General features: G+C 34.6%; 12 protein-coding genes. 2 read left to right on the top strand and 10 right to left on the bottom strand.

Going from position 1 to position 15,274, the window contains the following annotated elements:
- Positions 1-3: 3 nt before the first annotated feature.
- The 3 genes from AB1279_RS10145 to AB1279_RS10135 form a co-directional block, all read right to left on the bottom strand.
- Complete coding sequence (locus tag AB1279_RS10145; protein WP_429758628.1) at positions 4-2,106, bottom strand: vWA domain-containing protein; 2,103 nt, start codon at positions 2,104-2,106, stop codon at positions 4-6.
- 376 nt (positions 2,107-2,482) lie between these two features.
- Positions 2,483-3,526, bottom strand: coding sequence for a P1 family peptidase (locus tag AB1279_RS10140; protein WP_429758627.1), 1,044 nt, complete (start codon positions 3,524-3,526; stop codon positions 2,483-2,485).
- Between the two features lie 69 nt (positions 3,527-3,595).
- Positions 3,596-3,931 (bottom strand): hypothetical protein, encoded by a 336-nt coding sequence (locus tag AB1279_RS10135; protein WP_429749001.1) that lies wholly within the window; start codon positions 3,929-3,931, stop codon positions 3,596-3,598.
- A 177-nt stretch (positions 3,932-4,108) separates the two neighbouring features.
- Here AB1279_RS10135 and AB1279_RS10130 point away from each other — a divergent pair, with 177 nt between their 5' ends.
- Complete coding sequence (locus tag AB1279_RS10130) at positions 4,109-4,516, top strand: hypothetical protein (RefSeq protein ID WP_429758626.1); 408 nt, start codon at positions 4,109-4,111, stop codon at positions 4,514-4,516.
- 132 nt (positions 4,517-4,648) lie between these two features.
- Here AB1279_RS10130 and AB1279_RS10125 read toward each other — a convergent pair whose 3' ends face one another.
- The 5 genes from AB1279_RS10125 to AB1279_RS10105 form a co-directional block, all read right to left on the bottom strand.
- Positions 4,649-5,368, bottom strand: a complete 720-nt coding sequence (locus tag AB1279_RS10125; protein WP_429758625.1) for a class I SAM-dependent methyltransferase — start codon at positions 5,366-5,368, stop codon at positions 4,649-4,651.
- A gap of 221 nt (positions 5,369-5,589) precedes the next feature.
- Entirely contained in the window at positions 5,590-7,296 is a 1,707-nt protein-coding gene (locus tag AB1279_RS10120) for a peptide ABC transporter substrate-binding protein (protein WP_429758624.1), read from the bottom strand.
- 525 nt (positions 7,297-7,821) lie between these two features.
- Positions 7,822-9,525 (bottom strand): peptide ABC transporter substrate-binding protein, encoded by a 1,704-nt coding sequence (locus tag AB1279_RS10115; protein WP_429758623.1) that lies wholly within the window; start codon positions 9,523-9,525, stop codon positions 7,822-7,824.
- 692 nt (positions 9,526-10,217) lie between these two features.
- Positions 10,218-11,024, bottom strand: coding sequence for an ABC transporter permease subunit (locus AB1279_RS10110; protein ID WP_429748993.1), 807 nt, complete (start codon positions 11,022-11,024; stop codon positions 10,218-10,220).
- Positions 11,021-11,911, bottom strand: a complete 891-nt coding sequence (locus AB1279_RS10105) for an ABC transporter ATP-binding protein (protein WP_429748991.1) — start codon at positions 11,909-11,911, stop codon at positions 11,021-11,023. The genes AB1279_RS10110 and AB1279_RS10105 overlap by 4 nt, the downstream gene beginning before the upstream one ends.
- A 163-nt stretch (positions 11,912-12,074) precedes the next feature.
- Here AB1279_RS10105 and AB1279_RS10100 point away from each other — a divergent pair, with 163 nt between their 5' ends.
- Positions 12,075-12,665: a TetR/AcrR family transcriptional regulator gene (locus AB1279_RS10100; RefSeq protein WP_429748989.1), complete on the top strand. Its 591-nt coding sequence runs from the start codon at positions 12,075-12,077 to the stop codon at positions 12,663-12,665.
- Positions 12,666-12,692: 27 nt separating this feature from the next.
- On the opposite strand, the gene AB1279_RS10095 is transcribed toward AB1279_RS10100, so the two are convergent.
- Positions 12,693-13,844, bottom strand: a complete 1,152-nt coding sequence (locus AB1279_RS10095) for a branched-chain amino acid ABC transporter substrate-binding protein (protein ID WP_429754274.1) — start codon at positions 13,842-13,844, stop codon at positions 12,693-12,695.
- Positions 13,845-14,042: 198 nt separating this feature from the next.
- Positions 14,043-15,071, bottom strand: coding sequence for an oxidoreductase (locus tag AB1279_RS10090; RefSeq protein ID WP_429758622.1), 1,029 nt, complete (start codon positions 15,069-15,071; stop codon positions 14,043-14,045).
- Positions 15,072-15,274: the final 203 nt, after the last annotated feature.

Here is a 15,274-nt window from a genome sequence, read left to right as displayed (position 1 = left end):
TATTTATTCACATTCATATCTGTATACTTCTTTTCCATAGCCGCGATCAATAACAACCATTTCGTTCGGATATAACGTTTTATGCTCGCGTCCTACTTCTTCATCTGTTAGAAACATACCATCGATCACCATGCCTGGTACTTGAGAATCTTTCGTAACAAATATAGATTTTGATCCTTTTTTTGCAATTAACGTAACAGACTGCACTGTTTTCCGTTCCGCTCGAAATGGAATACCAAAATAATGATTCCACCATTTCGTTCGCAGTGATTCTGGTTCAGATTTATATAACCAATCTTCCGCAATAGATTGATCCCATTCATAATACATAAGCGCTTTTCTATGAAAACGCGGACGAACTATCCACCCAATGATAAGAGTTACAATAATGAATAAGATGATACTAAATGGTAAAACGAACTGAAAAATGGTCGCATAACGCTCTAAAAAAGGAACGTCAATAATAGACAACGAAATTTGTTTACTCACTTTTTGCGATTGTGAATCTCGTAATGTGATGGTAGCTTCTATGATGCCGGTATCTGTAAAATTAAATGTGTTGGAGTAATAAGGACGAGGATATACATATATTTGATTTCTATTTTGCTTTAACTCATAGTTGATAGATTTATGAAATGTAATAGTAGCTGTTTTCAACAATTCCCTTACTTCTGCTTCTGACATTGATTCTTCATTTAACAGTGGCTGTATAATAAATGGTGCGCTATGTTCTAAATTTGTAACTTTTTCTTTATAATTCGTTGTAACTACTTTTAATGATAGTTTTGGTTTTGGAACAGCTTGAATACGAAATTCTTTCGTTTGGCGATAAAACCCTTTTATATTCATGTACACATTTCCACGTACCGCATCTTTTCCTATCTTTGTTTCATAGTAGAAGGCTTTTCGTTTCCCATCCCATTGCATCGAATGCATTTGATTATTTATTTCTATTTGAGCAGTAAAATATGAGGCATCTACCGGTACATTTGTTGGTTTTGCTTCTATAATTGCTGTTTTATCTTCATAGATTTGTTCTGTTTCTTTTTTCTGTTCCTTTCCTTTTTCATATACAGAAACGGTATAATCTAATGCCGGTTCTACCAGTGCTTTCATATTTTCCTTTGTCACTGCTTGATCAATTTCTACTATATATTTCCCCGGTTCCATTACAGCATTATTTTTAGGTATTATATGTGTAATTCCACCATATAATCCGATTCCCGCTGGTGCTTGAATCGAAAATCTCGATTGTAAATTAAGCAACCCTTGTATATTTTGGACATGATACGGTATGTTCTGAGAAGATTGACTAACAAGTGTAATTCGTTTTAACGGAAATGGTGTTGTAATTTCAATCTTGTTTTCTATTATATTTGTTTTCACCGCTTCTTCTACTGTTGAAAACGGATCACGATTTGCTATTAAGGCAGCCGCTTGGTTGACACTGTGGACAACACCATCTTCTCCACTTGTAGGGAACACGATTCCATTCATCTGTTGTTTCCAAATATCTTTAAAGACATTCATTTGCGCATATTCTTGCACCCCTAAATTTTCTTCCATTGTAATTAATACTGCATGTAAAGAAATGTTTTTTTCTTCCATTTCTTTTTTAAAAGTACTGAGCGTTTCTGAAATCCTTTTTTTTCCACTACCATCTTGTTTTTCTAGCTCATTAAACGCTCCATCTGTTAGAATAATAAGCCAAAATTCACGATTCGCATTCACCTGAACTTGCCTCTTAATAGATTGGATAGCTGTTTCCACCGATTGAAAAGGTGTATTAGCACTCTCATTCCATGCTTGAATTTTTTCAATCTCCCCTTGCCGCTTACTATTCTCCAACGAAACTGCTATATCTTGCGATGGATGACTCATTGGGACATAGGAAAACGTATCTTTTTCATCTAACAATGCAATCAAACTTTGCAATGCATAATTTGCATATTTCCAACGATCATTATTACGCATACTACCAGAATCATCATATACAAGTGAAACAACGCGCTGTCTCGCTTCTTCTCCTTTCGCTAAACTAGAACAAGGACTAATACATATGAGTAGTAAAAACAAAATAGATGTGGCTATGATTCGAATATACATGTTGAAGCTTCGCCACCTTTGTAGACAAATTCCTATGTTTAAACTTATGAGACGAAATACAAGATATGACTTGTATTTCGAAAAACAAATAAAAACATAATATTATTATGTAAACTGATATTTAATAAAAAACCGACTCTATGCAGTTTTTTATTTTCTTCTAAATTCCATCACAAATTTCTTTCTCATCCAATATTTCTGCCACTTCTCATTGAAGTACACTTCAACTTCCTACGCTATTACAATGTGTCACTTTTCGGTTTAATTTATATTTGTTTCTATATATTAATGAAAAAAACTGACATCTATACTTTGGAGTTTATATGTAATAGTAATAAATAGAGCTCCACTCAATAACTCATTTCAGTTTACATAATTAAATTATTTTAAACTTTGGTATATCTTTTAGATTTTCATAGGATATCGCCTCTAATTTTCTTTTCCCTCTCCCTTCTATCGTTTCCGCCATGCATAAAGCATTCAAAATTGCCTCCTCCACTGCTTCAATTGTCATCGCAAATATATGAGAAATTTCTTCCCCATCTTCACGTAAAAATTGATATTGTAATAATTCAGTAGTAGGCGTATGAGAAATACGATTTGCTGTTGAAAAGGCAATAACGATATCTCCACTCCCATGTGCTCCGTAAGAACCTGCCTTTGCAAGTCCAAAAGTCGCTCGCTTTGCTATGCGCTGTAATTGTCTATCACTTAATGGTGCATCAGTTGCGATAACTATCATGATAGAGCCATCTGGCATAGTTTCCTCGCTCTCATTTCGAATATATAAGTCTTCTTTTCTCCCAAAATTCGTAACAACTAAAACCCCCACTGTATACGTTTCTTTTGTAAAGGTTATTTTGCGTGAACTTGTACCAATTCCGCCTTTATATCCAAAACAAGCCATTCCTGTACCGGCTCCCACACACCCTTCTTCTACTAGACCATTTTTTGCATTTGTAATGGCCTCAATTGCGTGCTTTGGTCTTACATAAAGCGTTCGAATGTCATGTAAATATCCATCATTACACTCTCCAACAACAATATTTACAGTTCCAGTTGTATCACCAATTTCTTCATTCTGCTCTAGCATATATCGTAATGTCCCTTCTAATACAGGAGCAACCCCAAATGTATTGGTCAACATAATCGGACTTTCAAGTACACCTAGTTCTTGTATTTGAATCGTTCCAATCGTTTTTCCAAAGCCATTAATAACATAAGAACTAGCAAATACTTTTTCACGAAATATATTTCCATCATGCGGTAAAATCGCCGTAACACCAGTACGAATATGCATTTCTTCCTTCAAAGTAACATGACCCACTAAGACACCTTCAACATCAGTAATGGCATTCCATTTTCCTACATCATATTTTCCAATTTTGACTCCTAGTTCACGTAACCGCACTCGCTTCATACTTTCACCTTTTTCTTAATTTTCTATCTTTTATTATAACAAAAATGAGAGTGCAATCTACATGCACTCTCATTGTTTTACGTATACTTCTACAACTGGATTTTCTTTGTGATCAGCATGAAGACGAATGTTACTTTCTTTTACATTGTAGATATCCGCCAATAGTAATACTGTTAATATGTTTGGAAATTTGCTATCTGTGCCATATTTTCGTTCAAGTGCTTCCTTATACTCAAATGCAAGATCTCCTTGTATGTATGTATACACTTCGAATCCATCTTGTAAATCACATACAATGGTATCAATAATATCAGCTCCTACTTGACGTGTCATCTCTTTTCGAAGTGCATCCGTTAATGCATCCCATGACATTTCATACGTTTGAAATGTATCTGAATGATTCATTTTTTCCGCTCCTTTTTATCTCACCCTAACAGGGAGTAACATTTTTCATTACTAGAAAACAGTCCTTCCTTATCATTCCCGTTTTTCACAGCAATTATGATGGAATAGACAAACGTACAAGCCACTCTTGTTCCTTTATCATATCGTAATATTGGAAAGAGAAAGGAGCAAAATTATATGAGTTCTCATAAACATTATCATACATGCCGGCGATATTATGGACGAGTCGTACGTATTGAAGATTATAAAGGTAATATCCATATTGGAAGAATTGTTGATCTAACAGGTGAATCAGTATGGATTGAACCCGTTCATCGCAAGCGATTTGACCACGGGTTCGGCTTTGGTGGCTTCGGCTGTGATTTCTGTGGTGGTTTAGGTGGATGTAACCATTGTGGATGTGAATTTGATGACTGTAGATCTGGTAGATCTCGTAGATCTCGTGGATGTGATAGATGTGGATTTGATGACTGTAGATGTGGATTTGGTGGCGGATTTGGTGGCGGATTTGGTGGATTTGGAGCCGTTGAACTTGGTCTTGGATTTATTTTCGGTATTTCATTAGCTGCTTTATTTTTCATTTAAAGAAAAGCCAACATATTTGTTGGCTTTTTTTAATAAAGTGAAATTTCTATCAGCGTTTTTTCATTCCCCGTAAAAGCCCGCTCAATCGGACTTTTACGGGGAATGCACTTCACCATTAATCAAAATTCCACTTTATTTTTGGCAAATAAAAATTCGGTGTCCTAATATATGCTTGTATTGATGTACAATTTGTTCATGCGCAATCCATGCGTGATACAGATCTTGTGAAATAAAATCTGATATATCCCATTCTTGTTCTTCTACAGGTGCAGAAATTGTTGCTGCAATGGTTCCGCCTCCAAGTACACGTACCGTTTTAAAATTTGCTTGTTTAAAGAGTATAACCCATTCTTGCTCTGTTAATAACTCCTCCATTCCATATAAAGTTACTATATTTTTTTCTTCATGTACTGGCAAATGATGCTCAATTACCAATTCAATAACAAGCAGCGCCCCGCCATATTGTAATACACGATAACATTCATTTATCGCTTTTCTTTTATTTGTAAACGCAAGAACGGATTCTCCTAATACAATATGAAACAGTTCATCATGAAACGGCAGTTTCTCTGCTTTTCCTGCAATGAGTTCAATATTCACTCCATCCTTATTCCATCTCTTCTTTGCTTTTTCAACCATCGTTTGATCCATTTCAACTGCACTTACAATTGAGCCATATTGTTTCACAATATAAGAAGCTGTCTTACCCGTTCCACATCCAATCTCTAATAATTTTGTATGCTGGTCTAATGAAAGCTGCGCTAACAATTGCTTTGTAAGCGCAAAACCTCCTGGATGTGCACTGCCAATACCAAACGCTGCTAGGAAATCTAAATAAGAATATTGTTTCATATCCATCTCCTTCTATCTCACATGTAACGGGCATATTAAAAAAAGAGCTATCGATAGAAGATTCTTGCCCGTAAAGACCCAATTCGTGGGGTTAACTATCATAAAGTGCAACATTTATTCATGAATGTTGCACTTTATTTCGTACTGCATATGTATTCATCACACTTCAAAATGTGCACATAAAGAAAGAGGATACGTCACCGCATCCTCTTTTCAAATAATTATTTACTGTCTTTTTCAGTGATATATGCCCATTTGTAGCTGAAATCACCACCAACATTATGCTTGATAATGTTGTGTACAGTTGGACGTTGTAAGTAAGAAGTTCCGCGTTGGTACAGCGGTGCAATTGCAGCATCATCAAGTAACATCTTCTCAGCTTTTCCAAGTTGTTCCCAACGAGTTTTCTCTTGCGTTAACAATGTTGTTTTACCTTTTTGAACAATGTCATCATACCCTTTATTTGAGTAGCTCATTTGGTTATGAGAGTTTGTTGTTTCAAACATATCAATGTATGTCATTGGATCTGCATAGTCAGGACCCCAACCAGCGTAAGAGATATCAAAGTCTTGATCTGTTTCTAGTTTTAATTTTTGCTTAAATGGTTGATTTTTCAAGTTGATTTTTAAGCCTGGTAAGTTTTTCTCTAATTGCTCTTTTAAGTACTCACCAATTTTCTTCGCATTATCAGTATCGTAGTTTAATAATTCAAGTGTTACTTCGTCTTTACCTAACTCTTTCTTCGCTTCATCCCAAAGTTTTTTCGCTTCTTTCGCATCATACGTTACAGCTTTTACATCTCCATTCATTTTACGGAAATCTTTATCATCTGGACCTTTTACGAAATTAGCTGGTACAAGATAGTCAGCTGGTTGGGAACCATCATTTAAGATTACATTCGCCAACGCTTTCTTATCGTATGCTTTTGCAATTGCTTGACGAAGTTTTTTGTTCTGAAGCGGTGTATCTTGTTGCTTCAGACGTTTTTCATTTAGGCGCAAGAAGAATGTAGACGGCTCTAAATAGCTTCCAAATTCATCTTTCTTCGATTTATATTTATCAACATATTCAGCAGCCAAAGTAACACGATCAGCTTGACCACTTTCATATAAGTTAACACGAGTAGATAACTCTTTTACAACACTAAAGTTGATTTCTTCTAACTTAACTGATTTCTTATCCCAATATTGATCGTTTTTCTTCAGCTTCCAACCTTGTTCGTGTTTCCATTCTGTCATAGCAAATGGACCATTGTATACTATGCTGTCTGCTTCTAGGCCGTACTTCTCGCCTTTTTCTTTTACAACTTTTTCATTTAATGGATAGAAAGAACCAAATGTTGTTAATTCAACGAAGTATGGAACTGGGTTGTCTAATTGTACTTCTAATGTATAATCATCAACAGCCTTTACACCTAAAGAATCAACTGGTGCTTTCCCTTCGTTGATTGCCTGTGCATTTTTCACATCATACATAATAAATGCGTATTCAGCAGCCGTTTTTGGATCTAATAAACGTTGCCATGCAAATACGAAATCTTTCGCTGTTACAGGATCGCCATTTGACCACTTCGCATCTTTACGAAGCTTGAATGTATATGTTTTACCGTCATCGCTCTTTTTAAATGATTCAGCCATACCTGGAGTTGGTTTTTGGTCTTTATCCAGGCGATATAATCCTTCCATTACGTTGTTTAACGCAAGGAAAGATACTTGGTCTGTTGCTTTAGAAGAGTCCATAGACGGAATTTCTTGCGTTTCTAGTAAGTTTAACACTTGTTTGGATGCTAACTTACCTTCTGTTTGTTTCTCATCATTTTTTGGCTCTGTGCTTGCTTTTTTGTCCCCTGACCCTGAACACGCTGTTAAAGCCATGCTCATCGCCAGCACTGGCGCTACTACAGCTGTGATTTTTTTAATCTTTTTCATTTTGTACCCTCCCTAATTTTATGTACGATACTACTTGTGAGAAACTTTTTGATAACTTTATGTTTCTATATAGTTATCAGAAAATTTCTATTAATTAATATTCTACTAATTTTTTAGATTTTGTAAAGTGTTATTATTAAAAAAATTTAAAAAATTATTTTTTTACAGTAATATTTATAATCATTCTGTAAAACAACTCAAGAAAAAAGGTATCCCTTTACTATATGGATGCTTAGGTTCTTTTATTTTATTACTATTTTAAAAAAAACACACAAACCAATTATTTACAAAATATCGAATTCTTATACATATCCTCTTTGTGATATTTTCATTTTGCACTCTTGTATTTCTAACAAAACTTTCTCATTATTAAAAGTCTTAAAATCATTTCATTACAGTAATATATGATCATTCTATGAAATGAAGTAGAACTTCCATTTAGTGTACTGCGTATGTATTCATCACGCTTCAAAATGTGCACAGCGAAAAGAGGATACGATATCGCATCCTCCTCTTTTCAAATAATTATTTACCTTCTTTTTCAGTGATATATGCCCATTTGTAGCTGAATCTGCTACCAACATTGTGCTTATAAATATTGTGTACAGTTGGACGTTGTAAAAATGCCTTTGAGCTTTGAAACATCGGTACGATTGCTGTTTCATCCTCAAGTAGGATTTTTTCAGCTTTCGCCATTTCTTCCCAACGTTTTTTCGGATCTGTTAGCCATTCACCTTGAGATTTCTTAATGATGTCGTCATAGTTCGCATTTGAATAGCTCATTTCGTTTTGTGGATTTCCTGTTTGGAACATATCTAAGAATGTCATTGGATCCGCATAATCTGGGTTCCAGCCCGCATAAGACATATCATAATCTTGTGCTGTTTCTAATTTTAATTTTTGCTTGAACGGCTGAAGTTTAATATTGACTTTTAAACCTGGTAAGTTTTTCTCAAGCTGTTCTTTTATGTACTCACCAATTTTCTTTGCACTATCCGTATCATAGTTTAAGAACTCAATTGCTACTTCTTCTTTACCCAATTCTTTTTTCGCTTCTTCCCAAAGCTGTTTCGCTTTCTTTACATCAGTTTTTACACCTGTAGATTTAAATGTTTCACGGTAATCTTTTCCATCTGGGCCAGCAGCAAACTTTTCTGGAATAAGAGCGTCTACTGGTTTAGAACCATCATTTAAGATAACATTTGTTAATGCTTTTTTATCAAAGGCCATTGCAATTGCTTCACGAGCTTTCTTATTCTTAAGTACTGTATCTTGACCGTTACGCTTTTGATTTAAACGTAAGAAGAATGTTGCTGGTTCTAACTGCGTTCCAAATTCATCTTTTTTTGCTTTATATTTATCAACATATTCAGCTGTTAAATCGACGCGATCAAGTTGGCCGCTTTCATATAAGTTCACACGAGTAGATTGTTCTTTTACAACACTCCAATTGATTTCATCTAACTTAACATTTGCTTTATCCCAGTACTGATCGTTTTTCACTACTTTCCAGCCTTGCTCATGCTTCCATTCTGTCATTTTAAATGGTCCATTATAGACCATCTTATCAGCCTCTAGACCATATTTATCTCCATTTTCTTTTACAACTTTCTCATTTAATGGTAAGAAAGATGTAAATGCTGTTAAGCCAAGAAAATACGGAACAGGATTATCTAATTCTACTTCTAATGTGTAATCATCTACTGCTTTTACACCTAAAGAGTCAACTGGTGATTTCCCTTCGTTAATCGCTTTTGCATTTTTTACATCATACATAATGAATGCATATTCAGCAGCCGATTTTGGGTCTAACAGACGTTGCCACGCAAATACGAAATCTTTCGCTGTTACAGGATCACCATTTGACCATTTTGCGTCTTTACGAAGTTTAAATGTATATTTTTTACCATCATCACTCTTTTTATAAGATTCTGCGACACCTGGAGTAGGCTTATTATCTTTATCAAGACGATATAAACCTTCCATCGTATTCCCTAACATAAGGGAAGAAACTGTATTTGATGATTTTGAAACATCCATTGTAGGAATTTCATTTGCTTCCACTAAGTTTAATACTTGTTTTGCCGCTAACTTACCTTCTGTTTGTTTGTCCCCATTTTTTGGTTCTGTACTTGCTTTTTTGTCCCCTGCCCCAGAACATGCTGTTAGTGCCATACTCATCGCTAATACTGGTGCTACTACAGCTGTGATTTTTTTCATCTTTTTCATTTTATACCCTCCCTAATTTTTATGTACAATACTAACTAAAAAAATTTTCCGATAACTCTATGTTTCTATATATTTATCAAAAAATTACTACCAATTAATATTCTACTAATTTTCTGAATTTTGTAAAGTGCTATTATTTAGAAAATAAAAAATTATTTTAATACAGTAATATTTTTAATCATTCTATGAAATAAACTAAGAAAATGGCATCCCCTCCCCCTTCAAGATACGGAATACTATAACTCTTTTATTTATTACTACTTTGTTAAACTAATATAAGACAATCATTTGAGTGCTGTTGTATTTTTTTACATATCTTCTATTTAGCACTTTCCTATATTCCTTTCGTATTGCCGAAAAAACTTTCTCATGTTTTATCAGACAAATTCATCTTTACTACTCACAACAATAGCAATCTTCTTATTCTTTCTTACACTAAATAAACCTATTTTGATGTTTCAATATGTAAGCTGTCGCTATACATAGCCACATACTCTCTCCCACCTAAATTTATGACGGTTTCTCCACGTGAATATATTATTTTAATTAATCTTTTTCAGAATCAAATATTTTCTTGAAAATTAAGTAATTATTACAAGAAGAAAAGATCAAAAAACAACCTTATCTCAGTTGAATAGTGAAATAAGGTTGTTTGTATTTTTTATAATGTTTACATAAAGTGTATTGCATCTTTATAAAGGCAAGTCTCTTCTCTTAAACAGCATAATAGCCGCTATAAAAAGAAGAAAAGATGCTGCAAGTAAACCAATACTTGACGGCCATATATTATAGCTTCCATCAACAATTTCTTGCGGTCGATACAAGTTAAATATAGATAACTTTCTCATCCAGTCCAATTTATCACTCAATTTCCCTAACATATCAAGTCCATAAAACAATACTGTTATTCCTGTAGAAATGCTTAGTGCTTTCTTTTCATCATCAAATAAACAGGAAAAGAAAAATGAATATGCACAAATTACAAGAAATACAAGTCCACCAAGAAGATTGAGTTTAAAAAATAATACTTGATCAAGAGATACCTTTTCAATTAGCCATTCTGCCCCGACTAAACCGCCAAGATAAGTAGCTATAACGATCGTAAATAACCCTATGATTAAGACAGATGCTTGTGTCAAAATTACCTTTGTACGTGAAACAGAAGTAGATAATAAATAAGCCATTGATCCTCTATCAACTAGATGAGCAACTAGTTGTGTTGATGCTAAAATACTATATATCATCAACAATAAAACAAAAATTAAACCATAATATTCTCCAGCTAAAAAATCATTCAATTGTTCAATCCCTTTTTCGAATCCCACTGCTTTTAATACCCCTTGAGGCATCGCTTTCAGTATTTCATCTAATCCCTTTACAGATGAGAATGATGGAAAGATCCAAATTAGTAACCATAAATAAAGAACTGAACCGACAGCATAGTTCAAAATCATTTTGGCATTTGCTTTTAAACTAGCAACAAGTAACGCTTTACTCATAACCGATTCGCTCCTTCCTCATCATAGTAATGCATAAAGATATTTTCTAAATCCATTGTTCTCATCTGAAAACCAATTACATCGTGCTGCGCTAATGTTTGAAGAAGCTCATTATAATTTCCCTGTACAATAATCGAGGCTGTATTCCCTTGCACACTATCAATTTGTAGTATCGTTTTCTGTAATGCTTGCAATTGTTCTTGTGAAGATACTGTCACATCAATAACTTGCCTTTGTTTTGCTCTCAAATCATGAATATTTTCTACTGTCAGTAACTTCCCGTCTTTAATAATCCCTACCCGATCACATGTCCGTTCGATTTCTGTAAAAATATGAGACGACATAAAAATTGTTTTTCCTTTTTGTTTCTCTTCTAATATAAGATCAACAAATAACTGTTGCATAAGCGGATCTAATCCTGAAGTCGGTTCATCTAAAATGAGTACTTCCGGATCATGCATAAAGGCTGCTACAATCCCTACTTTTTGCTTCATTCCTTTAGACATTTTTCGAATGGGCGTTTTCACGTCAAACTGGAAGCGCTCAATTAATTCATCACGTCGACCATTACTTTTCATACCACGCATTCCTTGCATAAGTTGCAGAAATCCCAATCCATTCATTCCTTCTATAAAAGAAATCTCTCCTGGTAAATATCCAACCCTTTTTTGAATTTCAGCCGCATCCTTCCAGCAATCCAATCCGAACATCGTCGCTGCTCCAGAAGTAGGTTGTATAAATCCCATTAAATTACGAATTGTTGTTGATTTTCCTGATCCGTTTGGTCCTAAATAACCAAATACTTCGCCTTCTTTTACTTGAAATGAAATATCGAATAAGCCTTTTCCATTTGAAAATTTTTTCGTGACATTTTGAACGATTAACATGATTCCACCTCATTTTTTGAAATATTAAACATTTTATATTTCAAAATTATTATACTCCTCCGTTATAAGAGAATCAATATTTTTTGAAATTTAATAAAGCCTATATTTCAAAAATATTGTTTCCTTTCTTATCATCTTGTATATTTAAGTGGAGGTGATTCATATGAACGGTTTTGAAAAGGTGAAAAAAAAGAAAAAGCAGGCTATTAAAGCAGCTGCATTAGAATTGTTTTTTAAATATGGATATAAAGAAGTAAAAATTGAAGATATTGCAAAACAAGCGAAGGTTTCACAAGTTACAATATATAATCATTTTGGAAGTAAAGATGCTTTATTTCGTGAACTCATTCAAGAGTTTACCATTCAAGAAGTTCATTATTATGAAGAACTGTTCACGAGCGACTTATCTTTTCAAGAAAAAATACATCGTATTATGACTCGAAAATTACAAAGTGTGACTCGTTTACATCCTGAAATGATTGAACAAGCAATGCAAACAGATGAAGAATTGCGTAATTTTCTATTTACATATCAAATGGAAAAAGCGCTTCCCCTTTTTCTTCACTTTATTGAAGAAGCACAGCAGAAAAAAGAAATTAATCCAGATCTTTCAAAAGAAATGATTTTGTTATATATCAATACATTTTCTAAAATGAGTGATCAATTCGTTGCACACTTAGTTGGTGAACATCGCGAACAGCAAACAAAAGAAATCCTCACAATGTTTTTCTATGGACTTTCTAATCCAAACTAAAAACCCGGCCTCGGCCGGGTTTTTTCCTTATTTACTTACCTCTCCTTCTTGCGTTCCTGGATATTTCGCACCTTCATACTTATAAATGTAAACCTTCGCAAATTTGTTATCACCTTTTTCATCGAAAGCTACTTTCGTAATAACACCATCGTATTCTTTAATAGCACGAACTGCATCACGTACTTGTTCACGTGTTGGATACTTTCCATCATTTTTCTTAATAGCATCTTTAATTCCTTGTAAAATAACGCCAGCTGAATCATATCCATATGCAGAATATGCTTCCACATCTTTTTTAAACTTCTCTTTATATTCTGTTACAAATACTTTCCCTTTATCTGTTGCTGTTGGTGCTGTCGCTACTGTTGTATAATACGTATCTTTTAACCCATCTTTTGCAACTTCTGCCATCGTCGGAGAATCAATACCGTCACCGCCCATAATTGGTGCTGTAACCCCTTTTTCACGTGCTTGTTTTACTAAAACAGATCCTTCTGAATACATACCGCCAAAATACACAAGATCTGGCTTTTTCGCGACAACTTGGTTTAGCACACCACTAAAATCTTTCTCACCAACTGTAATCCCTTCATAACCGACAATTTTTGCTCCTAGCTTTTCTGCTTCTTTTTTAAATGCATCGGCTAATCCTGTACCGTATGCTGTTTTATCTTGAATTACAAAAACATTTTTTGCCTTTACTGTTTCAAGCGCATATTTTGCTGCCGCTGGACCTTGGAAATCATCTCTTGCAACAAGGCGTGCAACAGTCTTTAATCCACGTTCTGTTAATTCAACTGCCGTACTCGATGGCGATACCATAACAAGATTTGCTTTCTCGTATGTTTCAGAAGCGGCAATAGATACACCTGACATTAAATGTCCGACAACACCTAATACATCTTTATCAGCTGCGACAGACTGAGCATTAGCAACCCCTTTTTTCGGGTCACCTTGATCATCTTGCGGAACAAATTGTAATTCAAAACCTAGTTTTTTAAACTCTTCTTTTTGTTTATCTACTGCAAGCTGCGTTCCAAGCTTAAGGGCTTCTCCAAACGCAGCTGATCCACCAGAAAGAGGGGATTCAGAAGCAATTTTAATTACTTTACTTGTCCTTGCTTCATTTTTCGTAGAAGCTGAATTATCAGTTCCTTTACTCGTACACCCTGCCATCATTCCCGCTAATAAAACCCCTGATAACAAAAGCGATATCTTTTTCTTCACAGTACTCCTCCCAAATTCATAATATTCCTAATATTTAAAATATTAATCTATACATAAAAGTTGTACAATAAAAATCGTTAGCGTTTTCTCGTAAAATTCCGACATGATTTGCTAACATACAAAAAGAAAGAGTCAGCACATACACTGACTCTACCATTTCACTATCATTCCTTGCTTACTACTTTGTAAACAAGCTGTAATAACACGAATTACATTTAGAGCTTCCTCAGCAGTAACAGGTGGCTTTTCTCGTTTCATTATCGCATCTCGGACACCTTTATAATAGTTCTCATAACACCCGATTTCTGTTGGAATATGAATTTCTTGTTCCTCTGTAGAAAGAACAGTATACATATGCATAGCATCTTCTCCATATCCTTCATCACCAGGTTTCTTTCCTGCCTTTAGCTGCTCTTCTTGGGGATCCATTCCATATTTAACAATCGAACCTTTTTCACCGTGAATGCTAAAATGTGGTCCTGCATGTTTAACGTGACTACCGCTATGAAGAATCACACGCATTTCTTCATAATGAAGAATAATATGAAAATAATCATCTATTTGTGACCCCGGACGCTGATTGACAATATCTGCATAAACTGCTTCCGGCATTCCAAATAGATGTAACGCTTGATCAATGAGATGTGAACCTAAATCAAACAACATCCCTGATCCTGGTAAATTATGTTCTCGCCAGCGATCGCGAACATGGGGGCGAAATCTATCAAAATGAGCCTCATACGTATAAACTTTACCGATTTTATCATCTTGTAATAGTTTTTGAACCGTTCTGAAATCGTTATCAAAACGGCGATTATGATATACACTTAACACAACACCATGCTGCTCTGCTAATGCTATCAACTCTTCCCCTTCTTCAACAGAAACAACAAAAGGCTTTTCAACAACAACATGTTTACCGTGAAGAATTGCCTTTTTTGCATATTCAAAATGTGTTGTATTAGGAGATGTAATAATAATAAGATCAATGTTCTCTTGCATAACAAGCTCATCAATTGTTGTCACAACTTCTACATGTGGAAATGATGCTTTTACTTTCTCTTCTTGTGAAGAAACAATCGCACAGATTTCGTAATCTTCAATCGTTTGTAGCAGCGGAATATGGAAGGTTGTACTAGAAAAGCCGTAACCTACAATACCAACACCTATTTTGTTCATAAAACCCCTCCAAATTATGTATGGAATATGATGAACTTTTATTATATCAACTTATCTTTTTTCTACATAATGTTTTGCTTTCTATATAAATCCAAATTAAGAAACCGATATAAAACCATTCTTTTTAGGTGGGCGAGAGCATCTGGCCATGCATAGAAGCGGTCAGGGCCTTTTTCTGCCACATGCGAAGTTCAAACAAAGGG

This window comes from Bacillus sp. S14(2024) (genome assembly GCF_050473785.1).
Classification (GTDB): domain Bacteria; phylum Bacillota; class Bacilli; order Bacillales; family Bacillaceae_G; genus Bacillus_A; species Bacillus_A yunxiaonensis.
The sequence above is the reverse complement of the archived record's forward strand: the minus strand, read 5'-3'. Positions and strand labels throughout refer to the sequence as shown.

Excerpts from the sequence above, each read along its gene's own strand:
- AB1279_RS10125 (WP_429758625.1), bottom strand. The coding sequence starts at position 5,368 with ATGAAACAATATTCTTATTTAGATTTCCTAGCAGCGTTTGGTATTGGC.
- AB1279_RS10105 (WP_429748991.1), bottom strand. The coding sequence starts at position 11,911 with ATGTTAATCGTTCAAAATGTCACGAAAAAATTTTCAAATGGAAAAGGC.
- AB1279_RS10110 (WP_429748993.1), bottom strand. The coding sequence starts at position 11,024 with ATGAGTAAAGCGTTACTTGTTGCTAGTTTAAAAGCAAATGCCAAAATG.
- AB1279_RS10130 (WP_429758626.1), top strand. The coding sequence starts at position 4,109 with ATGAGTTCTCATAAACATTATCATACATGCCGGCGATATTATGGACGA.
- AB1279_RS10135 (WP_429749001.1), bottom strand. The coding sequence starts at position 3,931 with ATGAATCATTCAGATACATTTCAAACGTATGAAATGTCATGGGATGCA.
- AB1279_RS10100 (WP_429748989.1), top strand. The coding sequence starts at position 12,075 with ATGAACGGTTTTGAAAAGGTGAAAAAAAAGAAAAAGCAGGCTATTAAA.
- AB1279_RS10115 (WP_429758623.1), bottom strand. The coding sequence starts at position 9,525 with ATGAAAAAGATGAAAAAAATCACAGCTGTAGTAGCACCAGTATTAGCG.
- AB1279_RS10090 (WP_429758622.1), bottom strand. The coding sequence starts at position 15,071 with ATGAACAAAATAGGTGTTGGTATTGTAGGTTACGGCTTTTCTAGTACA.
- AB1279_RS10120 (WP_429758624.1), bottom strand. The coding sequence starts at position 7,296 with ATGAAAAAGATTAAAAAAATCACAGCTGTAGTAGCGCCAGTGCTGGCG.
- AB1279_RS10095 (WP_429754274.1), bottom strand. The coding sequence starts at position 13,844 with ATGATGGCAGGGTGTACGAGTAAAGGAACTGATAATTCAGCTTCTACG.
- AB1279_RS10145 (WP_429758628.1), bottom strand. The coding sequence starts at position 2,106 with ATGTATATTCGAATCATAGCCACATCTATTTTGTTTTTACTACTCATA.
- AB1279_RS10140 (WP_429758627.1), bottom strand. The coding sequence starts at position 3,526 with ATGAAGCGAGTGCGGTTACGTGAACTAGGAGTCAAAATTGGAAAATAT.